This is a genomic window from Kitasatospora sp. NPDC001540 (genome assembly GCF_042894345.1).
Lineage (GTDB): Bacteria > Actinomycetota > Actinomycetes > Streptomycetales > Streptomycetaceae > Kitasatospora > Kitasatospora phosalacinea_C.
The window spans coordinates 45,786-67,688 of record NZ_JBIAVO010000042.1; the positions used below are offsets into that span (position 1 = coordinate 45,786).

Consider the following 21,903-nt stretch of genomic DNA (forward strand, 5'->3'; position numbering starts at 1 on the left):
GGAACGGGGGCGAGCCCGTGCCGGAGAAGGAGGCGGCAGATCCGTGGCCGCTGATGGTCGCGCTGTCCTCAATCTCGTGGATCCGGAACGCCTCCAGGTCGCAGGCGGTGACGACGCATTCGAGGTCGCGGAGCGCCGCGGCATCACCCCCAACCATTTGCATTGCAAAATAATCAAGTTGGCTGTACATTGGGTTTTATCGCTACGGCGTCTCTCGCCCGAGAACCGGAACTACCGGGCCGGATCCTTCCACCTGGTCGGTACCACGAGCGTTGCTGACCGAACCGACGGGCCCTCTGGCCCTCGACGGAAACGAGGCGCCTATGAAGTGTCGGCACTGCCGGGGAACGGATCTGCGCCCCTACGAGACCGTTGAACCGCCCCCATAGAAGCGGAAGGCGATCGTCCAGATCGGCTTCCTGTGCTGGAACTGCCGCATGTTCCTCCCGACTGGCCGGACCAGGCCGTTCCCCGGCTACAGCCGCAGCACGGAGCTGCGCCCGTAGCAGCTGCGGCCCGGCTCGGCCGCTGGAGCAAGGACGGGCAGTCCCGAGGCCCGGCGCCCGAGCCGGACCCCCGCGGAAGCTCTCGCCTCCTGGACGGCGAAATCCGCCGACCGGCCGCCTGGAGCGGCTTCCATCCCCCCGGTGCTCCCGTCCGGCCGAGGCCCGGGTGCCCGGCTCCGCGCCGCTGGCTCCGCGACCGTACAGCACCCGGACCTCACCGCCCTGTGGCCGTCGCACCAAGGCGTGGGCCAGCTGCGCGCCGCCAGAAGACGCCCGGTCTTCGCTGGCCGCACGGCCCGACATCAGCGCACCGGCCCCAGGCCCTCCCTGAACACCCTGAACACGGAGAACGATGAACAAGAACCTCCTGATCGCTGCTGCGCTCACCAGCGGCCGTCTGCACGCCCTCCCCGCTCGCACCCGCACCATCCCGGCGCACCTCGCGGACGCGGCCGCCGAGTTCGAGGAAACGCTCGCCACCTTCGTGACCGTCCTCGACCCCGTGCTCGCCCGCGTGCACGCCAACATCGAGAAACACGGACTGCACCTCACCGGCGTCTTCCCCGCCGACAGCCCCGCACCGGCCGAACACGAGTGGTACACCTACACCACCGGCCTGGGCGCGCGGCTCGGCTTCGAACTCGCTCTGGCCACGCTGCCGTTCGAGGTTGCCGGACCCATCCTGCACCACGCCGCCACGCTCCTGACCGCCACGCCGAGCGAGGGCGACCTCGTCGAGGGTCTCCTCGGAAGCGGATATACCGCTCGGCTGCACCGCTGCACGGACACCAGGCGCTTCGCGACGACGCGCCGGATCTACGGCAGCGACCCGGTCGACGGGGTGTGGCAGATCGTGGTGCCCGACGCCGACGGCCGCTTCCCGGACGAGCCCGGATACAACCATGACGGCCTGCCCCAGCCCCTGTACTGAGCCCCCCCGACCGGTCCGTGGCCGCTGACGCGAGCGGCTACGGACCCTGCCTTCCTCGCACCTTGACCATCCGCAAAGGGGGTTCTGTCGTGCCGAACACCGCTGCCAGAAGCCGCAACCACAGGTGGCGCCCGACCGCCGCCCGCCGGCGCCCCGCCGATGTCGGCGGCCGCCCGCAGGGCTCCTGCGGTCCGCGGGAGCCCGCCGACCGGTTCGGCCGCGGGCCCAAGCCCGGGGCGGGTGCCGATGACTTCTGAGGCTCCTGCCGTGCCGGACCAGATGGGTCCGTGGAGTCTGGAGATCCTCGAACAGGTCGCACACCCGTACCCGGTGGAGTGGCTCTTCCCGCCCGCCCCCGCGGCCCCGCCCCGCATCGTGAACCTGTTCGCCGGGCCCGGCGGCTGGTGCGTCGGCATCCGCGACGCCCTTGGCTTCGACGTCGACATGATCGGTGTCGAGCTGAACCGCGACGCGGCCGCCACCGCGGTGGCCGCAGGCTTCCGCCGGATCGTCGCCGACGTCACCACCCTCAACCCGCACCACCCCGCGCTGCTCCACGTCGTCGGGCTGATCTTCTCCGCCCCGTGCCAGCCGTGGACCCAGGCGGGCAAGCGCGCCGGGCACGACCAGCACAACCTGCAGATCCTCCTCGACATGTTCGTCTGCGCCTGGGAGGCCACGATCGGGGTCCGGCAGGACCAGGAATGCACCGAAGAGTGCCCCGCCGACTGCGACGACTGCTACGAGGGCTGGTCCGGCCCGATCTACGGGCTCGACGAAGTCCGCGCGATGGCCAAGGACATGACGGACCAGCGGGTCGCCCTGCTGGCCGAAGTCGTGATCTGGGGCCTGGCGCTGAGCGCCGGATCCCGGGACTTCCGGTGGATCGCCATGGAGCAGTCCAGCTCGCTGCCGCAGGCCGTCATCGACGGCATCCGCGAAGAGTTCCAGTGCGCCGACTGGCTGACGGTGGATTTCCAGGTCCTCGACGCGGCCGACTACGGGCTGGCCAGCCGCCGCAAGCGCGCCTTCATGCTCGCCGCCCGCCACCGCTACCTGGACCTCGCCGGAACGCGCCCCGTCACCGCCCTGCCGACCACCACCGCCGCCCAGGCGCTGAACTGGCCGCCCGACATCAAGATCCGCACCAGGGGCAACAGGGTCACCGCGGGCGGGAACGACTTCCCCCTGGACAAGCCCGCTACCGCGATCACCGGCAAGATCCGGGCCTGGTACCCGGTCAACGACCCGAACGTCCGCTTCACGCTCGACGAGGCCGCGCTGCTGGTCGGCATCCTGCCCGGCTACCCGTGGAAGGGCTCGCGCACCGCGGCGTGCCAGCAGATCGGCGACGTGGTCTCCCCCGTCGTCGTCCCCCCGGTCATCGGCACCCTCGTCGGCCGCCCCTGGGAAGCCCCGCTGCGCCACTACCTGTCCCAGGCGTACGGGCACCCCGGCCCCTACGCCCTCGCGAACTGACCCAGCCCCGCGCCTTCACCCAGGCCCCGGCCGTCCCCTGCCTGCCCCCTCCACTCCCGAAGGAGCCCAGATGCGCACCGCTGCACCCTCCCGGCGCCCCGCCCTCCTGCCCGGCCGCACCTTCAGCCGCGGCAACGTCCAGCGCCTGGGCGAGGCCGTCGCCCAGGCCTGGCACACCACCCCCTACAGCAGCCGCACCGACATCCCGCTGAGCATCGTCGCGTCGCTGGCCCTGATCCCCGTCAAGGACCACCCGGCCGACGTCGCCCGGACCATCAACGAGGCCTGCGACGAGCACCTGGTCCGCGGACTGCGCGAGGTCTGGGTCCATCACTGGGCGCAGCGGCCCGAGCTGGCCCCGGCCCTCGCGCCGCTGATGGCCTGGCTGACGGAGAAGGTCCCCGCCGACCTGGCCCACTCGGTGCGGAAGGTCGTCGACGCCTGCCTGCAGCACGGCCTGCTGGAGATGACCGGGAGCAGCGATCCCGGCCAGCGCAGCGAGGTGGACGTGCTGTCGTGGACGCTGACGGAACTCCGCTCTCCCGGCGCCCGGCAGCGGCTGGGCGAGTTCCACACCCCTCCCCAGGTCTCCGACCTCATGGCGAAGATCGCCGTGGACGGCCTGCCGCCCGCCGGGGAGCGGTTCCTGGAGCCGGCGGGCGGTTCCGGCGGCCTGTTCCAGGCGCTGGCGCAGCGGCTGCGTGAGCTGGGCGGCGACCCGGGCCACTACGAGTGGGTCCTGGTCGAGCTCGACGGCCTGGCGGCAGCGGCGGCGGCCGTGAACGCCATCGTGTGGGGGCTGGGCCCCCGGGTGGTGGTCGCCCGCGGTGACGCGCTGCAGGACCCGCAGGTCGCCGAGCGGGCCGCTGCCGCGCGCACGCAGCTGCGCGGGGAGCGGGACCGGATCCTCGCGTACGTCTCCATGGTCGAGGGGATCCGCGCGGGGATCGACCTGGCCGAAGCCAAGAGCGGCGAGATCGCGTCGTAGACCGGCGCCGCTGCCTGTCCGGCGGGCCGGTGCGGTGATGGAGGCGCAGGTGCGCAGCCGGGGGCGCCTGGATGTCAGTGCCGGGCGAGAGAATGTAAGTGCAGGTCAGGGCAGGTCAGTCCCCCCGGTTCTGCCGGTTTCCGCCCTCCACTCCCGTGTCCCTTCTGCTTGCCTTGGAGGCTTGCTGTGAAGTCCAACATCGGCACGGCCCGCTCCTTCCACCCCGTCGGAACCGCCGGCGAGATCTGCCGCGCGCACTCGCGGGCGGCGCTGGCGACCGGCGCCGCGGCAATCGCGCTGCGCCGCGGCCTGAGCGCGGACATGACCGAGGATCAGCTGCTGGAGTGCATCGCCGAGGCCCGGGACGACGCCTCGGCGCCGGCGCCCTCCCCGGAGACCCGCCTTGCGGTCCGCAGCGCCCTGCGGGAGCCGCTGACCCGCGCCACGGACCCGCAGGACGTCGCCGACGCCGTCTTCGAGTCCCTGCCCGACACGCCGCTGCGCCTTGAAGGGCCCGACGGCCAGGCGTTCTTCCTGGTGCCCATCGCCGCCTCGTGAGCTGCGCACCGTGAACGGCCTTGGACCCGTGCCGGTGTGACGGCCTGTGGCCGTAGTGCCCCTGGTATGCCGCCTCGCGGCATATCAGGGGCTTTCGCTTTTCGTCACAACGCCGGGCGGGCCGAGCCCCTCACGTCGGTTTGACGTAGGGGTGTCAAGACCCCGAACCGGCCAGGTCTTAGCGGGGAAGTTGCGCCCGGCGCTGCCGGGAAGCGATCAAGCAGTTGCCGAGAGTAGCGATGCTCCATTTCAGTGATCCCAAAATCGGTCGAAAGGTATGCAAGTGGGCGACATGCGAAACAAGCAGCGTCACCAAGGGTGAACTACCTTGACCTGGCTGTATTGACGTGCAAGATTCAATCGTCGTGATTGAAGCAGTACTAGGCCTGCGGCATATGCATTTGGCAGGCGGGCGGGGCTTTTCAGGACGGGGGGACCGTGCGCGGGCACGCACCAAGGTATGGGGGGACCGGCAGTTCGGGCAGTCGGGGGAGCGTGTACTGCGGCTGCGTCGTCCGGCGCTCGCGAAGGCTGAACCGCGGCCTGTATCGAGCGCAGCGGCCGCAGCAGATCGGGGTGCGCCCGGCCGTGCAACCGCGCCGGGTTCGTGCCGCGCCCTGCTACTGCGGCTGGTTCTTCGCCAGGGCCCGGACACGCCTGGCGCCTGGACCGGTCAGGTACGTCTGTGTTCTGTCCCGGCTTTGTGCGAGTGCGGCAACGGTGCCGCGCGAAACGGCCGTCGTGCCCGCTCCCGTGTAGCCAACTAGAAGCCCGACGTCCACCTGACCGTCTCTGACCTTGGGGGAACGACCGTGTCATCTTCACGCCCACTGATGCAATCGCGCCGTCCGCGGGTGCTGGCCGGCTTCGCCGTCGGATGCGCTGCGCTGCTGGCAGCCGGATGCACCTCCGCAGACAAGCCGACGACTCCCCCGTCCTCCCCGCCGGTGGCCGCACCGCCGAGCAGCACTTCCCCGGACGAGGCGGCGAAGGCCCAGGTCCTGACCGCCTACCGCGGCATGTGGGCGAGCATGGTGAAGATCTACAGCTCCGGCACGCTCGAGGGCACTGACCTGGAGAAATACGCTGCGGACAAGGCTTTGGCGGGCATCAAGGCCAGCGAGGTCTACTACCAGGACCAGAACCTCGTGGTGAAGGGCGAGCCGGTCCTCACTCCGCAGGTGACCTCGATCGACCTGTCGGCGAACCCGCCGACGGCGCAGATCACCAGCTGCGTCGACAGCTCCAACTTCCTGCCGGTCGACAAGACCAGCGGCAAGCCGGCGCAGCTCGCCAGCAACGTCTTCCGCCACGTGGAGAACTCCACCGCGATCCAGGACCGGGGCACGTGGCTGATCACTCAGTCGGTGATCCAGCAGGACCAGTCGTGCTGAGCCGTGCCAGGCCCGCCCGGATCGCGGTGTCCTCAGTCGCCGTGGCCGTGACCGCGGCCATGCTGGCGCAGCCGCAGGCCTTCGCCGACGGCGGCCCGGTCACCTGCCCGCCGAACATCCCCAACTGCACCATCATCGTCGGCGGCGGGGGAACCGGCGGTGGCGGCGGGACCGGCGGTGGGGGCGGCGGTGGCGGAGGCGGCAGCAGCACCTGCCTGGCAGAGACCGTCGAGGTGCCCTGCTACCGTCCGGGCGTCGGCTGGTTCAACTCGACCGACGCCTGCTACTGGGCCCGGCTCGACCCCCAGCCAGACCCGGCCGACCATCTATGGCAGATCGCGAACCGCCGGCCCGCGGACTGGCAGCCGGGCCCCGACCAGGGCGAGCTGTACAACGTGACCTGCACGGGACCGGGCGCGAGCCTGTCCGGCGGCGTGACCTGGAGCCGCAACCCACCTCCGGGCTACGGCGGCGGAGCGAACCCCGCGCAGATGGCGCAGCAGGCGGTAAAGGAGCTCGCGCTGCTGGGAGCCGACATCGGCATCGCTCCGAAGAACGGCTCGATGGGCTTGGTCGGGCTGCCGGTCTGGCTCTGGAACAACAAGGCCCCTTCCACCTGGGGGCCCAAGAGCGCCTCCGTCAGCGCGGCCGGCATCACCGTGACGGCTACCGCGCACGTCACCCAGATCGTGTGGAGCACCGGTGACGGCGCCTCGGTGACGTGCGCGAACGCGGGCACCCCGTACAGCCCGTCGTACGGCAACACCTCGTCGCCGACGTGCGGTCACACGTACCTGAAGACGTCTTCCTCCGGCGCCTACACCATCACCGCGACCAGTACGTGGCAGGTGGACTGGACGGCGACCTCCGGACAGACCGGAACGATCATGACTGCTCGGACTTCCACCACCACGGTGGCCATCGGGCAGCTGCAGGTCCTCAACAACTGACCAGCCTCCTCGGGAGCCTGAACGTGAGCATCACCAAGCCGCGCGCCGAGCAGGCCGCGCTCACTGCAGCGGCCCCGGCCCTGAAGCCGGTGGCCGCCCGGCGGCGCCGTCCGGCGCTGATCGGCCTGTCCGTGGCCCTCATCGCGGTCGGCGGCCTGGTCGGCGCGATGACGCTGACCGCGGCCGGGCAGCGGGAGGACGTCCTCGTCGTCGCCAAGCCGCTGGCGTTCGGCCAGGTCATCACCCGCGACGACCTCACTGTGGCCTCCATCAGCCTGGATCCGGCCCTGAAGCCGGTGAGCGCCGCGCAGCTCGACTCCGTCGTGGGCAAGCACGCCTCCGCGCAGCTGCTGCCGGGCACCACGCTGACCAAGGGCAGCGTGACGACCGACGCGCTGGTGCAGCCCGGCCAACAGCTGGTCGGCATCCAGGTCAAGCCGGGCCAGCTGCCCGCCACCGCGCTGGTCCCGGGGCAGAAGGTCGTCATCGTCTCGACGCCGGGCCAGAATCCCGCCGCCGACCCCGGCGCCTCGGCGGGCGCGCCGAGCACCCTGCCCGCGCAGGTAGTGCGGGTCGGCTCGCCCGACTCCAGCGGCAGCCTCACCGTCGACGTCTCCGTCGACGCCAACGCGGGCGCCACTGTGGCGGCGCGGGCCTCCACCGGCAACATCGCGATCATCGTGCAGAGCCCTTCGGCGGTCGGCTGATGGCGCTGATCGCAGTCGCGGGCTGCCCCGGCGCGCCCGGCGCGACCACCGCGGCGCTCGCTCTGGCGATGGCCTGGCCCCTGGTCCCGGGCAGGCACGTGGTGATGGCCGAGTGCGACCCGGACGGCGGCTCCGTCGTCGCCGGGGCGCTGCGCGGCGCCACCCCCGGTCCGCACGGGCTGCAGAACCTGCCCGTCGCCGCGCGCACCGGCCGCCTGGGCGAGGCGTTCTGGCGCCAGCTCCTGGACCTGTCGGACGGCGCCAGGCAGCGGCTGGTCCTGCCCGGCCTGACCAGCCCGGCCCAGGCTCCGGGCATGCAGAGCGTGTGGCCGCAGCTGGCCGACCTGCTGGCCGGTATCGACGAAGGCGCGCAGCACGACGTGATCGCCGACCTGGGGCGGCGCGGCGGCACGGAGAGCGCCGCGGCCCTGGTGCTGCGGGCCGACCTGGTGCTGGCGGTGGTGCGCACGACACTGCGCGGAGTCCACCACGCCGAGCACCGGGTCCGGGCCCTGGCCGAGGACCTCGACACCCGCGGGGTCGGGCGCGACGCGCTGCGGCTGCTGCTCGTTGCGGCCGGGCCCTACAGCGCGGCGGAGATCAGCGAGCGGCTGCAGGTTCCGGTCGCCGCCGAGCTGCCCTTCGACCCGAAGGCCGCCGAGGTGCTCTCCGACGGGGCCGACCTGGGCGAGCGCCGCTTCCGCCGCAGTGACCTGATGCGCCATGCGGCCACCGCCGCCGAGCGCGTCCACGCCCTTGTGCTCCAGCGCCGCGAGCAGCTCGCTCCCCGCCCGGCGCCCCACGCCCCGCAGGGGGCCGCAGTTCCCGGAGGTGCCCATGCTGCGCGCTAGCCCGGTCCACAACCAGCCGGTCCTGGTACCGGCCGATCCCGAGGCCGCGGTCGCCACCCCCGCGCCTCGGCGGGCCGTCGTCGCCCGCGGCGGCGTAGCGCGGGCCGCCGGGATGGCGCCGGGCGACCCGTTCGCGACCAGCCTGCTGCCGACGCCGACCCCGGCCGCCGCCGTGGCCGGGCGCAGCGCCCGGCCCGCAGAGCAGGCGGCGCAGGTCGACCCCGCGGTGGTCAGCCAGATCCGGCGCATGGTCGCGGACGAGCTCGCCACCGTCGTCGCCCAGCTGCCGGGCCTGAGCGCGGCCGATCGCGAGCAACGCGCCCGCGCCATGATCAACAACCGGGTGGCGACCTGGGTCGTCAACCGCGCCGGGGAACTGGGCACCGCACCGGGCGAGGAGGTGCAGCGCGCCCTGGAGGCGCAGGTCTTCGACCTGCTGTTCCGCGCCGGGCGGCTGCAGCCCTACCTGGACGACGCCGAGGTGGAGAACATCCTCGTCAACGGCTGCGACGACGTCGTGATCGACTACGCGGACCGGGGCAAGGTGAGGGTCGGGCCGATCGCCGAGTCCGACGAGGACCTGGTGGAGCTGCTGCGCGACCTGGCGCGGCGCTCGGGCCACGGCGAGCGGACCCTGTCGACAGCCAGCCCGATGCTCGCGCTGCGCCTTCCCGACGGCTCCCGTCTGCAGGCGATGACCGAGGTCACGCCGCGGCCCCAGGTCACCATCCGCCGCCACCGGGTCCGCAGCAGCGACCTGGCGGGCATGGTCGAGCTGGGCGCGATCGACTCGACGCTGGCCGCGTACCTGAAGGCCCTGGTCCTGGCCCGCAAGAACGTCCTGATCGCGGGCGGGCAGGGCGCGGGCAAGACGAGCCTGATGCGCGCCATGGCCCGCGAGATCCCCAAGGACGAGCGGATCGGCACGCTGGAGACCGAGTTCGAGCTGTTCCTGCACGAGCTCGAGCCGGACCGGCAGATCGTGGCGATGGAGGCCCGCGAGGGCAACGGCGAACGCGTCGACGGCCAGGCCGCCGGAGAGATCACCGTCAACGACCTCATCTACCCCTCCCTGCGGATGAACCTGTCGCGGATCGTGGTCGGCGAGGTCCGCGGACGCGAGGTGGTGCCGATGCTGCAGTCGATGACCAACGGCGAGGGCGGCTCGCTGTGCACCATCCACGCCCGCGAAGCCGGCATGGTCTACGACCGCATCGCCGAGCTGTACATGCAGGCCGGTGAGGGCTTCTCCGAGCAGCTGGCGTACCGGCAGATCGCCAACGGCATCGACGCGGTCGTCTTCCTGCGGCTGATCGACGAGACCGCGATCGGCGGCCGCCGGCACCGCTTCGTGTCCCAGGTACTGGAGGTCACGGGCGCCGGTGAGAACGGACGCCCGACCAGCAACACGATCTTCGGCCCGAACCCGGAGCTCGGGGAGCTGCGGGCCGTGCCGCGGATGAACCCGACGGCCCTGGACGACCTGGTCCGCGTCGGCTTCAACGCCGACCTGCTACGCGCCCCCGCGGGGACCTGGCGGGCGCCGCTCGATGTGAAGGTGGGCCGGTGATGGGCGGCACCGCCTTCATGCTCGCCGGGCTGCTCGCCGGGCTGCTGCTGTCCGGCGGCCTGGTCGGCCTGGTCGCGGGCGTCGTGGGCACCACGGCGCCGCGCACCCTCGGCCCCGCCGGCCGCTTCCGCGCCACGCTGCGCGGCAGCGACCACAGCGCCGCCGCCCGGGCGAGGCTGCGCGCCAGGTGGATGGTCGGCGGCCTGGTCGGCCTGGCCGCGTGGGCCGTCACCGGCTGGTTCGTCGCGGGGCTGCTGCTGGTGCTGCTCGCCGCCGGCCTGCCGTGGCTGCTGAGCCCCGGCAAGGCCGCGACGATCCGGATCACCGAGCTGGACGCCCTGGCGGAGTGGACCCGCCGCCTGGCCGACGTGCTCTACCTGGGGGTCGGCCTGGAGCAGGCGATGAAGGACTCCCGGCGCACCGCGCCCGCCGTGCTGGAGCGCCCGGTGGGTGAGCTGGCCGCACGCCTGCAGTCCGGGTGGCGGCCCCAGGACGCGCTGGTCGCCTTCGCGGACCACCTCAACGACGCCACCGCGGACAAGGTGTGCGCCGCCCTGATCCTGCGGGCCTCGGACCGCGGCCCGGGCCTGGCCCGGAACCTGGAGGACCTCGCCGACTCCGTGCGCGACGAAGTGCGCCAGCGGCGCGAGATCGAGGCCGACCGCGCCAAGCCCAGGACCACGGTGCGGTGGATGACGTTCATGACCCTCGGCATCGTCGTCGCGGGCTCCTTCGACACCGCCTACATCGAGCCCTACGGGACCTTCCTGGGCCAGCTGGTCCTGACCGTACTGGTCGCCGGGTTCGCCGGGGTCCTGGCCTGGATGCGGCAGCTGGCGACGTTCAGGGCCACGCCGAGGTTCCTGGCCGCCGACCCGCGCAGCTCCGTCACCGTCAGCGCGCTGACACCTCGTCAGGCCGCCGACCGGCGCGCCGCCGCACTGGCGGGGGGTGCACGGTGATCCCCGTCATCGCCGTCTTCGCCGGGGCCCTGGTCGGGGCCGGCCTCGCCGGGCTGGTCCGCGCCTCGCTGAAGTCGCAGCCGCAGCTGAGTGCGGCGCTCGACCAGATCAACCAGGCGCCGGTCCTCGACCTGGACCAGGAGGAGCTGAGCCAGGACGAGAAGGTCGGCCGGTGGCTCCTGCAGCATCTGCAGGGCCTTCCCGGGGTGAGCATCCGTCACAAGGACTTGGCGCTGCTGGGCAAGAGCCCGGCGGTGCACATGCTCACCCGTGTCGCGCTCGGCCTGCTCGGCCTGGTCTTCCCGACCGTCCTGAACTGCATCGTGATGATCACCGGCTACTACCTGCCGGTGCCCGTCCCGCTCGCGGTGGGCCTCGGCGTCGGGGCGCTCTTCTTCGTCCTGGCCGACTGGGACGTGCGGGACAAGGCCAAGCGGGCACGGATCGAGTTCTCGCACGCCATCGCGGCCTACCTCGACCTGATCGCGCTGGAGCGCGCCGGGGACGCAGGACCGGCCGAGGCCGTGGAGCGCGCGGCCGAGGTCGGCCAGGGGTGGCCGATCCTGCGGATCCGCCAGGCCCTGGAGATCGCCCGGATCGACAAGGTCGCCCCGTGGGTCGAGCTCAAGCGCATGAGCGAGGAACTCGACGTGCCGCAGCTCGCCGACGTCGCCGACATCATGAGCCTGTCCTCGACGGAGGGCGCCGCGGTGTACAACACCCTGCGCGCCCGGGCCCGGTCCCTGCGCACGGAGCTGATGGCCAAACAGGCCGAAGAGGCCCATGCGGACTCGGAGAAGATGACCGCCCCCGGCGGCCTGCTGGCCGTCCTGATCATGGCGCTGGTCGGCTTCCCCGCGGTGATGCACATCCTCGTCACCTGAACCGGCCTTCCCCGGCCCGCCCCCCGTCTTCGTACCGTCACCGACCCAAGGAAGAGATCAGCATGCTGAGCAGCATCGACAAGGCCAAGCTCGCCGTGTACCGCCTCCCGCAGACCCTCGGCTACGCAGCCGTCGTCGCCTGGGCGGCGTCCCGGCTGGAGAGCCTGAGGGACGAGCGCGAGCGCGGTGACGTCTCCATCACGACCGTCATCATCTGGGTGGCCGCCATCACCCTGGCCCTCGCGATCGCAGCCGTCATCACCGTCACCCTCCTCAACAAGTACAAGAACAAGCTGTCCACCCAGTGACCGGCCGGGCGCCCCGCCCCCCCCCGCCCCCCGGCCCCCCGCCCGCCCCCCCCCCCCCCCCCCCCCCCCCGCGGGGCCGCCCCCCCCCCCCCCCCCCCCCCCCCCCCCCCCCCCCCCCGCGACCGCCACCGCCACGATCACCTCAGGAGGGAAGGACATGCGCACCGGCGCACCGGCACCGCGGCCGCGGCGGCTCCCGCAGGCTCTGCGAGAGCTCGCTCGGCGGCTGCGTGAGGGCGAGGAACGCGGCGACGCCTCGATCGAGACCACGATCGTCTTCCCCTTCGTCCTCCTGTTCACCGTCATGGTCGTGCAGGCCGTCATGTGGTACTACGCCCGGGAAGTGGCCCAGACCGCGGCCCGCGAAGGCGTTGTGGCCGCGCGCACCTACGGCTCGAACGCCGCCGCCGGCGTGGCCCGGGCCAACGAAGCCGCGGTCCGGCTCGGCGGCAGCGCCCTGCGCTCCCCCCACGCCTCGTCGAGCGGCAGCTCGGCGACGCGGATCACCATCACCGTCACCGGGCAGGCCCAGTCGCTGGTCCCCGGCGTCAGCGGATTCTCGGTCAGCCAGAGCGCCTCGGCGCCCGTGGAGAAGTGGACCGCCCCATGATCGGCGCGATGGCGCGGCCGCAGGCCCGGGGCGAGGACGGGTCGGCCAGCATCGAAGCCGCCATCGTCGTCCCGGTCCTGATCCTGTTCCTGTGCCTGGCCTGGGCCGCCGGGCGCATCGCGCTGACGGGCCAGGTCGTCGACAGCGCCGCCGAGGACGCCGCGCGGGCCGCCTCCATCTCCCGGACGCCTGGTGCGGCCTCCGCGGCGGCGTACCAGGCCGCGTCCCAGGACATGGCCAACTCGGCCACCGCCCTGCACTGCTCACCGGCCGTCTCGATCACTCACATGAGCATTCCGACCCGGGCCGGGCAGTCCGGCTACGTCACCGTCAAGGTCTCCTGCACGGTCTCCTTCTCGGACCTGTTCGGCCTGGGCCTCGGCAGCAAGACGCTGACCTCGACCTTCACCTCGTACGCCGACACCTACACCCAGAGGTGACCGTGACCGTGTTCCCGGCCGACCGCCCCCGCGAGGAGGGCGGCCTGTCGATCTTCGTCGCCATCTGCGTCATGGCGCTGCTCGCGCTGCTCGGGCTCGTCGTCGACGGCGGCGGGAAGCTGAAGGCCTCCGAGCGTGCGGACGCGATCGCGCAGGAGGCCGCCCGGGCCGGGGGCCAGCAGCTCAACGCGGGCAAGGCGATCCCCGGCAACGGCATCGAGGTCGACCCGGCCGCCGCCCGCAGCGCAGCCGTCCGCTACCTGGAGCAGGCCGGCTTCCACGGCAGCTACAGCATCTACCCGGACCAGGGCAACCGTGTCCTCGTCGTCGACCTGACCTCCACCTACACGAGCATCTGGGGACTCGGCGACATGCCCGTGCACGGCCACGCCACCGCCGCCCTGGTCTACGGTGTCACCGCGCCGAAGGGACCCTGACGTGCCGAAGAACGCCCACCGGATCCGCACCCGCAGCCCGCTGCGGGACCTGCCCCGCGCCCTGGGCGGCCTGGTCGCGCTGCTCGGCCTGCTGACCGCGCTGCCCGTCGCGCTGCTGGCCGCCACCCACCGCTACGCCGCTGCGGGCCTGGCCGACTTCTCCTCCTTCAGCCAGATCTTCACCCGCCAGGACAACGGGGCCGCGTTCCTGCTCGTCCTGGTGGTCATCGGCTGGATCGGCTGGGGCAGCTTCGCGGCGGCCGTGCTGCTGGAGATCCCCGCGCAGCTGCGCGGCCGCGCCGCCCCCCGCCTGCGCGGCTTCGCCTGGAGCCAGCAGATCGCCTCCACCCTGGTCTCGGCGATCCTCCTGCTGGTCCCCACCACCGGGGCGGCCCTGGCCGCCGGAACCCACCCGGCGAGCGCCCACGCCCCGGCCTCCGCCACGGCACCGGCCGTGGCCGGCCACACCACCGCGGCCGCCACCGCGCAGGCGGCCAGCGCGCAGCACCCCACCTACACGGTGCGGAGCGCCAGCCCCGCGCAGAGCCTGTGGAGCATCGCCCAGGACCAGCTCGGAGCCGGGGAGCGGTGGCACGAGATCGCCGACCTCAACAACGGCCGCACCATGGCCGACGGGCTGGTCTTCCACACCGACCGGCCCATCCAGCCCGGCTGGGTGCTGCTCATGCCCGACGCCCCGGCCGCCCCGGCGGCCGCCGCCCCGCACGCGCGCAGCGCCACGATCACCGTCGAGCCCGGCGACACCCTGTCCGCGCTCGCCCAGGAGCACCTCGGCTCAGCGGACAAGTACGTCGAGCTGTACGAAGCCAACCGCGACCGGCCCGAGCCCGGCGGCGAGCACCTGAGCAACCCCGACCACATCGAGCCCGGCTGGACCCTCGCGCTGCCCGCCGACACCCCAGCCGCGGCACCCCGCGCAGGCGACGCCAACGCCCCGGCCGCAGGGCAGCACGCAGCCCCGGACGCCACCGGCTCCGACGGCGCCGACAGCCGAACCCCGGGGCAGGACCCGGGCCAGGCTCCGGCAGCCGCACCCACCGCCCCCGCGGAAGCTCCCGGCACCGCCCCGGCCGCTCCTCCCTCGGAAGCCCCGGCGGCCGCCCCGTCCGCCGCCGCGCAAGCCCCGAGCGCCGGAGCGGCAACCGGCAGCCCCAGCACCGCGGCAACGCCCCCGGCCCAGCCCGCCACCGCCCAGGCCGATCCGGCCGAGCAGCAGACGGAGGACGGCAGCAGCTCGGCGCGCCAGCTCGCCGCCGGGGGCGCGCTCCTGGCCGCAGGGGTGCTGGCCAGCATCGGCTTGCGCCGACTGCTGCAGCAGCGCCGACGCAAGCCCACCCGCCGCATCCCGATGCCGACCGGACAGTCCGCAGGCCTGGAGCGGCAGCTGCGCGCCACCACCAACCCCGTCGGCCTGGCGCTGCTCGACCGCTCGCTGCGCTCGATGGCCGCCCGCGCCCACGAGCAGGGCCTGGAGCTCCCCCAGCTCGAAGCGGTGCGCGTCACCGGCGACGCCATCGAGCTGTACCTGGCCGCGGCGTCCGTCCCGATCGCCCCGTTCACCGCCGCCGGGCACGACACGGCGCTGTGGCGCTGCGGCGCCTCCACCCGCAGCACCGCGCTGCTGAGCGCCGAGGAAGCCGCCCGCACCCCGGCCCCCTACCCGACCCTGGTCAGCCTCGGCCACACCCCCGAGGGCGACCCGGTCCTGGTCGACCTGGAGACCATGGGCCTGCTCTCCCTGGACGGATCCGACGCCGACGTCCTCGCGGTGATGCGCGCCTTCGCCGTCGAACTCGCCAACAGCAAGCTCGCCGACGACCGCCTGCTCCTGCTCGCCGGCGTCGGCGCCGAGCTCGCCGAGCTCTACCCCGTCCACTCCGACTACCACCAGACGCTGTCCCAGGCGCTGCTCACGCTCTCCTCCCGCAGCGCCTTCCAGCTGCAGAGCCTCCAGCACGGCGGCTACTCCTCGCTGCGCGCGGCCCGCGTCGGCGACCCGGGCTCCGACGGCACGTGGACCCCGCACATCCTGATCAGTACCGCGGAGCCGAGCCCCGACGAGGCGCAGCAGATGGTGGACCTGCTCGGTACGCAGCCGCGGACCTCGATCGGCGTGATCTCCGGCAGCCGCACCGACCTGCCGGTGGAGACCAGCTGGCGCATCCCGGCCGACGCGGGACTCGAAGTCGAGATCGACGGCCTGCCGTTCACCGTCGTCCTCCAGCGCATCGAGCCGGAGGCGTACCAGCGCCTGGTCGACATCCTGGCCACCGCCGAGCGGCGCGACACGCTCCCGGCCCCGGAGTGGACCCGCCCGGTCAGCGCCGAGGCCGCGCCCGGCCGGGGTGCGGCGCTCGCTGCTGCAGGCACCGACGCTCCCGGGCAGGAGCCCATCCTGGCCGAAGCCGGATCCGCGCTGGCCTCCCACATCACCTCCCCCGCCTCGGCGGCGCCCCCGGCGTCCGGGCCCGCCGCGCTGCCCGCTGCCCTCACCGTGCCGGTCGCGCTGGCCAAGGCCTCGACCGACGCCGGCTCACCAGCCGCGCAGCCGCAGGGACCTGGCCCCGCCGCCCAAGAGGACCAGCGGCTTCGGGCGCAGGACGCCGGGCCCACCGCCCGTAGGGCGGCCGAGGAAGAGCCCGCGGCGGCCGCCGAGGCGCTCGAGGACGGCGACTTCGAGGACGCGGACCCCGACGAGGACGTCTTCGGTCTGACCGACGAGGAGGACGGCTCCGAGTGGGAGGAGGAGGCCGACGAGGACCTGGACGTCCTGATCGCCCGCTACGCCCAGCAGGCCGAGCAGGAAGCCGAAGACACCCCGACCGCCGGCCAGGAGGGCGAGCCGGCTGCAGGCGACGTCGACGGACCCGAAGACGGCCCCGCACCCGCGGCGCAGCCCGCCACCCCTGCGCCGATCCCCTCTCCGGCACCGGCGGGCACCGGGGCCCGGGTCAGCCACCGGCTGCACCACTCCTCCGCCGTCCTGGCAGCGCTCACCACGCAGGACACCGAGCCCGAAGCGCCCTATGTCCGGGTGCTGGGCCGCGTCGAAGTCCTCGGGCTGCGCAGCACGAAGCAGGAGCCGCGCCGCCGCCAGCTCACCGAGGTGACGGCCTGGCTCGCCCTCCACCCCGGCAGCACCCGCCATGAGCTCGACGAGGCGATGTGGCCGGGTGTGCGCGTGGACAACCAGGGCCGCAACACGCTGATGTCGCGCACCCGGCGCTGGCTGGGCGACAAGCCGGACGGCAGCCCCTACCTGCCGCACATCACCGACGACGAGTACGGCCTGGACCCCGCGGTGGCGTGCGACTGGACGCAGTTCCAGGACCTGTACCGCACCGGCCACCACGGCAGCGGCCTGGAAGCGGACATCGCGCTGGCCCAGGCGCTCGCCCTGGTGCGCGGCAGGCCCTTCGCGGGCACCCTGGCCACCAAGTACGGCTGGGCCGAGGCCCTGGTCCAGGAGATGCTCGCCGCGATCGAGGACACCGCGCACGAGCTCGCCCAGCGGCGCCTGGTCGAGCGGGACTACCGGGCGGCCGCGACGGCCGCCGCCCGCGGCCTGGAGGCCGTCCCGGAGAGCGAGCTGCTCTACCGCGACCTCTTCGAAGTCCACGCAGCCTCCGGGGACCGCGAGAGCCTGGAGCGCGCCGCCCGTCGGCTGCACGACCTGAACGAGGATCTCGGCGTCGACCCGGAGGAGGAGACCGTCGAACTGCTGGAGACGCTGCTGAAGGGCCGCCGCACCGCAACCGCTTGAGTGAGGACCAGCGGCGCCGCGGGCGCGCCTGCCGAGTCGGAGCGGCCCGCAAGCGTGAGGCGCACTCAGCTGGCGGCTGGCCTGATGGAGGGGCGCCACGTGCGGGTCACCAGCAAGCAGCCCGTGCTCCACGGCTCGCGTGGTGTCGCTTCGGTACGACAAAGGCCCGCTCCGCAGGGCGGGGGCGGGCTCTTCGATATGTCGTGTATCACATTCCGGTTCCGCGGCAACGGAGGCCCGGGGCGCTGGCCGTCCAGGTTGAAGGGAGGGCGCGTCGACCGACATGGTGGCAGCCGTTCCGGAACGGCTACAAGCTTGGGACGGGCCTGGACAGTTCCCGTCCATCGCATACGCAGGGTGCTTTGCCCGTAAGACCTCTCCTGCCCGGTGGCGAACGGTGGCTCTGGCTCTTCTGGACGCTCCGGGACAGCTCGGGACACCGAGCTCTCAATGCCGACCTGTAGCTGTCCAGCAACATTCAGACTGCCCGTCAGATGCATTGCGAGGTACAGGAGTTGTTGGCAGAAACCGGATTTGCGCTAGCCGATCTGTTCTAGGGAAGGTAGGCGCCACGCCGCCGAGGGCGGTGCAGGGGACGGCAATCCCCAGTCCAGGTTGACGCAAAGGGAGGGGCAAAGCCATGCCCAAGTTCGACGAACCAATGAATCCGGGCCGACGGGAGCACCGTCCCGCCTGGCGCCTCCGCCGGACGGTGTTGGCCCTGCTGTTCCTCGGGGTGGCGATGGCGGGAGTGATCGCGCTGCTGGTCCTCGGCTACAAGGTCGAGGCGTTGGTGACTGTGATCGTCACGGCGGCGGTTGAAGCGTCCGCGGCGCTGGGCTTGCGGCCGACCCCCGCCACGACCGAGCCAGCGGGACGGCTACGATGAGAACTACAACCGTGATCGAGAGCGATCAACTCGGCGAGATGTTGTACAAGCTCTGGCGGGCCTTCAAGCGCGACGACTCACTTGCTGGGCTGGCAGCCAGGACCCTCGTACCAGCACCGACCCTCAACAACATCTTCCGGGGCGCAGTGATCCCCTCGCTTACTGTCCTCGAACGCATTTGCGCCGACTTGGCAGTCAATGGATCAACGTTCCGCACGCTGGCGGAGATGTGGACAGAGGAACACAGGCGGATGGTCGAAACGTCAGTGCAGCACTACAGCCCGCCGGAGGCCACAACGCGGCACTCCGCAGCCAAGATCCCGAGGCCTCTTCCGGGTAAAAACGTTCCTAGCCCCCTACCGGCACGCCAGAGCGGGCGGCATCCGATCGTCCAGCCCAAGGCGCCGGCTCCTGACCCGCTCCTGTACTCGACCGCAGGCGAGTTCGTTGCCGGGCTGAACGAGGTGCTGGTCTGGGCGGGGGAACCGTCGCTGCGCCTGTTGGTGGAGCGTAGTGCGCACCGGCCTACCGGTCGCGTCCTGGCGCGCAGCACGATCTCCGCCATGCTGAAGTCGGGCGACCTACCGAAGTTGGACCTGGTCGAGAGCTACCTGAAGTGCTGCGGGGTTCGGGAGGACGACATCGAAACGTGGCGCGTCATCTGGCGTCGGATCAGGTTGGCGCAGCGACAGACGGGTGCCATCTGACCTGTTGAACGTGCAGGCCCCGCTCCTGGCCAGGCAGGTGGCGGGGCGCATGCTCCCGGCCGTTCTCCGCTCCGCCTGGGTACCACCGCATCGGGGTCAGCCGGCGAGCAGGCAGACGGCGAGGGTTCCGCTGATCATGAACGGCCCGAAGGCGATGCGGTGGTTGCGGAAGGCACGGCGGGTAACGAGCAGCGCGGTCCCGTAGAGCGCGCCAAGCAGGAAGCCGAGGAGCAGGCCGGGGAGGAGGTAGCGCCAGCCGAACCAGGCGAGTGCAGCGCCGAGGGTGGGGGCCAGTTTGACGTCGCCGAGGCCGAGGTTGGAGACCAGGGCGACCAGAAGGTAGAAGGCGCCGAGGGCCAGGCCGCCGCCGAGCGCGCGGGCGAAGGCCGCTCCCTGGTGGTCCGCGGCGGCGGCGATGGCGAGGAGGGCGATCAGACCAGCGCCGGTGGGGAGGGTGAGCCGGTCCGGGAGCAGGTGGTGCGTCCAGTCGGCGAGGGCGAGGGCGACTGAGCAGGTGGAGAGCCACAGCAGAGCGGCAGCGGTCCAGGAGACACCGAGGGCCGCGATGGCCAGGGCCCACAGGGCGGCGGTCAGGAGCTCCGGCAGGAGTGCTGGGGCGCCGAGACGTTGCCCGCAGGAGCGGCAGCGGCCCAGGGTGGTGCGCAGAGCGAGGGAGGTGATCGGCTCTTGGCAGTGCGGACAGGTGGTGCGCGGGGGCTGGCCGCTGGGGACGGTGTAGGCGAGGGCGGCGCGCCGGGCGGCCGCGCCGACTGGCAGGCCGAGCAGCGCAGCGAGGGACACAGCCAGGGCCGTGGGCACGTTGTCGTCTCCTGTCCGAAAGCGGGCTGCTCGGCGTTCCGCGGGGCGGGCGCGGCTGGGTCGAACTGTAGCCGTCGTCGATCAGGCGCCTGCGGGGTGGATCTTCCGCGTGGAAGAGAGGGGCAGGCCCGGTCCGTTGCGAAGCCGAAAGTGGAACGGTTGATCGAACTTCGCATCCGTACACTGCTGCGCGGCGTAGCGTTCAGAATTCGTCATCGTGTGGCGGTCACACCAGGCCTGTCGGCGCCATCTCTGGAGGGCGACGAGCGCCTCGTGCGTACCGACGGCAGGGAGGACAGGGAGTTCATGGAGCCCACCTCAGAGGAACTGGAGCGCACCAAGCGGGCGGAGATCACCGCCAGCCCGTCGGGCGGCCGCGCCGGAAGCGAAGCGCACCCGCCGCGCCGGGGCGAGAAGGCGCTGCTGGGCGCCATCGTGGCCGGGTCCGGTGTGATCGCGGGCATCGGCTTCACCGGGAGCTACGCGGCGGTGCGCCGCTTGGCGCAGGAGAAGGGGTTCTCCTGGTTCTCGTACGCCTTCCCGGTCGGCGTGGATGTCGGCATCGCCGTCATCCTTGCCCTGGACGTGTACTTGACGTGGAAGAAGATGGCCTTCTGGCCTCTGCGCATGATCGCGTGGCTGCTGACGGCAGGGACCATCGCGTTCAACGCGGCGGTCAGCTGGCCGGACCCCGTGGGCACGACCATGCACGCCCTGATCCCGGTCCTGTTCGTGATCGTGGTGGAGGCGGCCCGCCACGTGGTGCGCCGCAGCGCCGACCTGGCCGACGACCGGCACATGGACTCGATCCGGTGGTGGCGCTGGGCGCTGTCGCCGGTGGGGACTTTCCGCATGTGGCGGCGGATGAAGCTGTGGGAGATCCGCTCCTACGACGAGGTCGTACGTCTGGAGCGCGCCCGGGTCCTGTACCGCAAGGAGCTGCGGATTCGGTACGGGCGCCGGTGGCGCTCCAGTGCCCTGCTGTCCGAGCTGCGGGCGCTGCGGATGGCCGGCTACGGCATCTGGACCGAGGCGATGCAGCAGGTCCTCATCGACGTGCCCGGGCTGCCCTCGAGCGAGCGGGCGCTGCGGGTGGAGACAGTGGGGACGGTGGGGCAGCGGGTTGCAGTGGACAACGCGGCGGATACCGCAGATCGCGAGCCCTCTCCGGACCGGACCCCCATCACCCCTGCACCGGTCGGCCAGCAGCCCGACGCGCAGGTACCGGCCGCCGCGGGGGACGGCGGGAATCCGGATAGTGATGCCTCTCTCGCCGGTGGCGTCGCTCCTGTGGAGGCGGGCGGCACGCTGCCCGCCTTCGACGCCGTCGGCGCACAGCACGCGCAGAGGGAGGAGAGCACGGCGGGCAAGTCCTCCGCGGCCGGGCCGGAGGCCGCCTCCCCGCGGCCGGCCCGGGATGCCGATCCGGTCCATCCCGGGTGGCAGGAACTTGCCGCCGCAGGAGCGCTGGCTGACGGATCGCCGACCGCCGAGGTGCTCCGCGCCCAGTACGAGCGCGACCCCGGCACCGACCCGGTCGCTCTGCTGCAAGTGATCCGATCGCTCAAGGCGGCCTTCCCGGCGACAGCAAGGCCGCACGAACTGCGGCCGCAGTCTGCTGCGGCGCAGGGTGCCGAGGAGCTGACGCCGGTTGCCGCGTCGGCCCAGCCGGGCAGCTCGGCCGATCCCGGCGCCGAGCTGCCCCAGCCTCTGGACGGCCCGTACGATCCTCCCGCCGCCGATCCGCAGACCGCACCGCTGGGATCGGAGCCGGAGCACGAGAGGCGAGCGGAGCAGCACGACGGCCGGCCCCTCCCGAAGAAGGAGCGGGCGCGGCTGGTCTACCAGCAGTACCAGCGCGACGGCCGGGAGCTGTCCCGGGGAACACTCGCGCGACTGGCGGGATACGCCCACGAGGGCAGCGCGCGCACGGTCTACAAGGAGCTCGAAGACGAGCTCGGTCCGATCGTCGTCCGGCACGGCGAGCACGCGCTGGGCGAGCTCGCCGCTTCCGGCGCACGACCGTAGCTACCGCTAGGCCGTGTCTCGTAATTGATCTTGTGGTGGGTTATTGCTCTTCGGCTCGCAGCCACAGGATCAGCGAAGCGAGGACGACGCCGGCCCGGTAG

The 21,903-nt window shown here is 72.6% G+C and carries 20 protein-coding genes; 19 read left to right on the forward strand and 1 reads right to left on the reverse strand.

The window, feature by feature from the left end; translation table 11 throughout:
• Window positions 1-858 precede the first annotated feature (858 nt).
• The 18 genes from ACFY00_RS33125 to ACFY00_RS33210 all read left to right on the forward strand — a co-directional run bounded on the left by ACFY00_RS33125 (window position 859) and on the right by ACFY00_RS33210 (window position 18,955).
• Window positions 859-1,437 (forward strand): DUF4262 domain-containing protein, encoded by a 579-nt coding sequence (locus tag ACFY00_RS33125; protein WP_388036588.1) that lies wholly within the window; start codon window positions 859-861, stop codon window positions 1,435-1,437.
• Window positions 1,438-1,704: 267 nt separating this feature from the next.
• The gene (locus ACFY00_RS33130) at window positions 1,705-2,916 is read left to right on the forward strand and encodes a DNA cytosine methyltransferase (protein ID WP_388036591.1); all 1,212 of its coding nucleotides are present in this window, start codon (window positions 1,705-1,707) and stop codon (window positions 2,914-2,916) included.
• 70 nt (window positions 2,917-2,986) lie between these two features.
• Window positions 2,987-3,904: an N-6 DNA methylase gene (locus ACFY00_RS33135; RefSeq protein ID WP_388036593.1), complete on the forward strand. Its 918-nt coding sequence runs from the start codon at window positions 2,987-2,989 to the stop codon at window positions 3,902-3,904.
• Window positions 3,905-4,090: 186 nt separating this feature from the next.
• Entirely contained in the window at window positions 4,091-4,462 is a 372-nt protein-coding gene (locus tag ACFY00_RS33140; RefSeq protein ID WP_388036596.1) for a hypothetical protein, read from the forward strand.
• Between the two features lie 833 nt (window positions 4,463-5,295).
• Window positions 5,296-5,856, forward strand: coding sequence for a hypothetical protein (locus ACFY00_RS33145; RefSeq protein WP_388036599.1), 561 nt, complete (start codon window positions 5,296-5,298; stop codon window positions 5,854-5,856).
• Window positions 5,857-5,897: 41 nt separating this feature from the next.
• Entirely contained in the window at window positions 5,898-6,806 is a 909-nt protein-coding gene (locus tag ACFY00_RS33150; RefSeq protein WP_388036602.1) for a hypothetical protein, read from the forward strand.
• A gap of 23 nt (window positions 6,807-6,829) precedes the next feature.
• Window positions 6,830-7,513, forward strand: a complete 684-nt coding sequence (locus tag ACFY00_RS33155) for an SAF domain-containing protein (protein ID WP_388036605.1) — start codon at window positions 6,830-6,832, stop codon at window positions 7,511-7,513.
• The gene (locus tag ACFY00_RS33160; protein WP_388036608.1) at window positions 7,513-8,364 is read left to right on the forward strand and encodes a hypothetical protein; all 852 of its coding nucleotides are present in this window, start codon (window positions 7,513-7,515) and stop codon (window positions 8,362-8,364) included. The genes ACFY00_RS33155 and ACFY00_RS33160 overlap by 1 nt, the downstream gene beginning before the upstream one ends.
• Entirely contained in the window at window positions 8,351-9,934 is a 1,584-nt protein-coding gene (locus ACFY00_RS33165; RefSeq protein ID WP_388036610.1) for a CpaF family protein, read from the forward strand. Before ACFY00_RS33160 ends, ACFY00_RS33165 begins: the two co-directional genes overlap by 14 nt.
• The gene (locus ACFY00_RS33170; protein WP_388036612.1) at window positions 9,934-10,896 is read left to right on the forward strand and encodes a type II secretion system F family protein; all 963 of its coding nucleotides are present in this window, start codon (window positions 9,934-9,936) and stop codon (window positions 10,894-10,896) included. Before ACFY00_RS33165 ends, ACFY00_RS33170 begins: the two co-directional genes overlap by 1 nt.
• A complete protein-coding gene (locus ACFY00_RS33175; protein ID WP_388036614.1) occupies window positions 10,893-11,780 on the forward strand; it encodes a hypothetical protein in 888 nt (295 codons plus the stop codon). Before ACFY00_RS33170 ends, ACFY00_RS33175 begins: the two co-directional genes overlap by 4 nt.
• A gap of 62 nt (window positions 11,781-11,842) precedes the next feature.
• Complete coding sequence (locus tag ACFY00_RS33180; RefSeq protein ID WP_388036617.1) at window positions 11,843-12,088, forward strand: hypothetical protein; 246 nt, start codon at window positions 11,843-11,845, stop codon at window positions 12,086-12,088.
• Window positions 12,089-12,245: 157 nt separating this feature from the next.
• The gene (locus tag ACFY00_RS33185) at window positions 12,246-12,698 is read left to right on the forward strand and encodes a TadE/TadG family type IV pilus assembly protein (protein ID WP_388036620.1); all 453 of its coding nucleotides are present in this window, start codon (window positions 12,246-12,248) and stop codon (window positions 12,696-12,698) included.
• On the forward strand, window positions 12,683-13,138 hold the full coding sequence (locus ACFY00_RS33190; RefSeq protein WP_388036622.1) for a TadE family protein: 456 nt from the start codon (window positions 12,683-12,685) through the stop codon (window positions 13,136-13,138). The genes ACFY00_RS33185 and ACFY00_RS33190 overlap by 16 nt, the downstream gene beginning before the upstream one ends.
• 2 nt (window positions 13,139-13,140) lie before the next feature.
• Window positions 13,141-13,575 carry a pilus assembly protein TadG-related protein gene (locus tag ACFY00_RS33195; protein WP_388036625.1) on the forward strand — a complete coding sequence of 145 codons (435 nt, stop codon included), beginning with the start codon at window positions 13,141-13,143 and terminating at the stop codon, window positions 13,573-13,575.
• Between the two features lies 1 nt (window position 13,576).
• On the forward strand, window positions 13,577-17,359 hold the full coding sequence (locus ACFY00_RS33200) for a LysM peptidoglycan-binding domain-containing protein (RefSeq protein ID WP_388036627.1): 3,783 nt from the start codon (window positions 13,577-13,579) through the stop codon (window positions 17,357-17,359).
• Window positions 17,360-17,999: 640 nt separating this feature from the next.
• Window positions 18,000-18,248, forward strand: a complete 249-nt coding sequence (locus ACFY00_RS33205; RefSeq protein ID WP_388036630.1) for a hypothetical protein — start codon at window positions 18,000-18,002, stop codon at window positions 18,246-18,248.
• A gap of 11 nt (window positions 18,249-18,259) precedes the next feature.
• The gene (locus ACFY00_RS33210; protein ID WP_388036632.1) at window positions 18,260-18,955 is read left to right on the forward strand and encodes a helix-turn-helix domain-containing protein; all 696 of its coding nucleotides are present in this window, start codon (window positions 18,260-18,262) and stop codon (window positions 18,953-18,955) included.
• 96 nt (window positions 18,956-19,051) lie between these two features.
• On the opposite strand, the gene ACFY00_RS33215 is transcribed toward ACFY00_RS33210, so the two are convergent.
• The gene (locus tag ACFY00_RS33215; RefSeq protein ID WP_388036635.1) at window positions 19,052-19,774 is read right to left on the reverse strand and encodes a prepilin peptidase; all 723 of its coding nucleotides are present in this window, start codon (window positions 19,772-19,774) and stop codon (window positions 19,052-19,054) included.
• Between the two features lie 159 nt (window positions 19,775-19,933).
• On the opposite strand from ACFY00_RS33215, the gene ACFY00_RS33220 reads away from it, so the two are divergent.
• Window positions 19,934-21,802 carry a DUF2637 domain-containing protein gene (locus ACFY00_RS33220; protein ID WP_388036638.1) on the forward strand — a complete coding sequence of 623 codons (1,869 nt, stop codon included), beginning with the start codon at window positions 19,934-19,936 and terminating at the stop codon, window positions 21,800-21,802.
• Window positions 21,803-21,903: the final 101 nt, after the last annotated feature.

Bases quoted from the DNA above. Each gene is read 5' to 3' on its own strand.
- ACFY00_RS33125 (WP_388036588.1), top strand. From the start codon at position 859: ATGAACAAGAACCTCCTGATCGCTGCTGCGCTCACCAGCGGCCGTCTG.
- ACFY00_RS33135 (WP_388036593.1), top strand. From the start codon at position 2,987: ATGCGCACCGCTGCACCCTCCCGGCGCCCCGCCCTCCTGCCCGGCCGC.
- ACFY00_RS33145 (WP_388036599.1), top strand. From the start codon at position 5,296: ATGCAATCGCGCCGTCCGCGGGTGCTGGCCGGCTTCGCCGTCGGATGC.
- ACFY00_RS33160 (WP_388036608.1), top strand. From the start codon at position 7,513: ATGGCGCTGATCGCAGTCGCGGGCTGCCCCGGCGCGCCCGGCGCGACC.
- ACFY00_RS33165 (WP_388036610.1), top strand. From the start codon at position 8,351: ATGCTGCGCGCTAGCCCGGTCCACAACCAGCCGGTCCTGGTACCGGCC.
- ACFY00_RS33170 (WP_388036612.1), top strand. From the start codon at position 9,934: ATGGGCGGCACCGCCTTCATGCTCGCCGGGCTGCTCGCCGGGCTGCTG.
- ACFY00_RS33180 (WP_388036617.1), top strand. From the start codon at position 11,843: ATGCTGAGCAGCATCGACAAGGCCAAGCTCGCCGTGTACCGCCTCCCG.
- ACFY00_RS33185 (WP_388036620.1), top strand. From the start codon at position 12,246: ATGCGCACCGGCGCACCGGCACCGCGGCCGCGGCGGCTCCCGCAGGCT.
- ACFY00_RS33205 (WP_388036630.1), top strand. From the start codon at position 18,000: ATGCCCAAGTTCGACGAACCAATGAATCCGGGCCGACGGGAGCACCGT.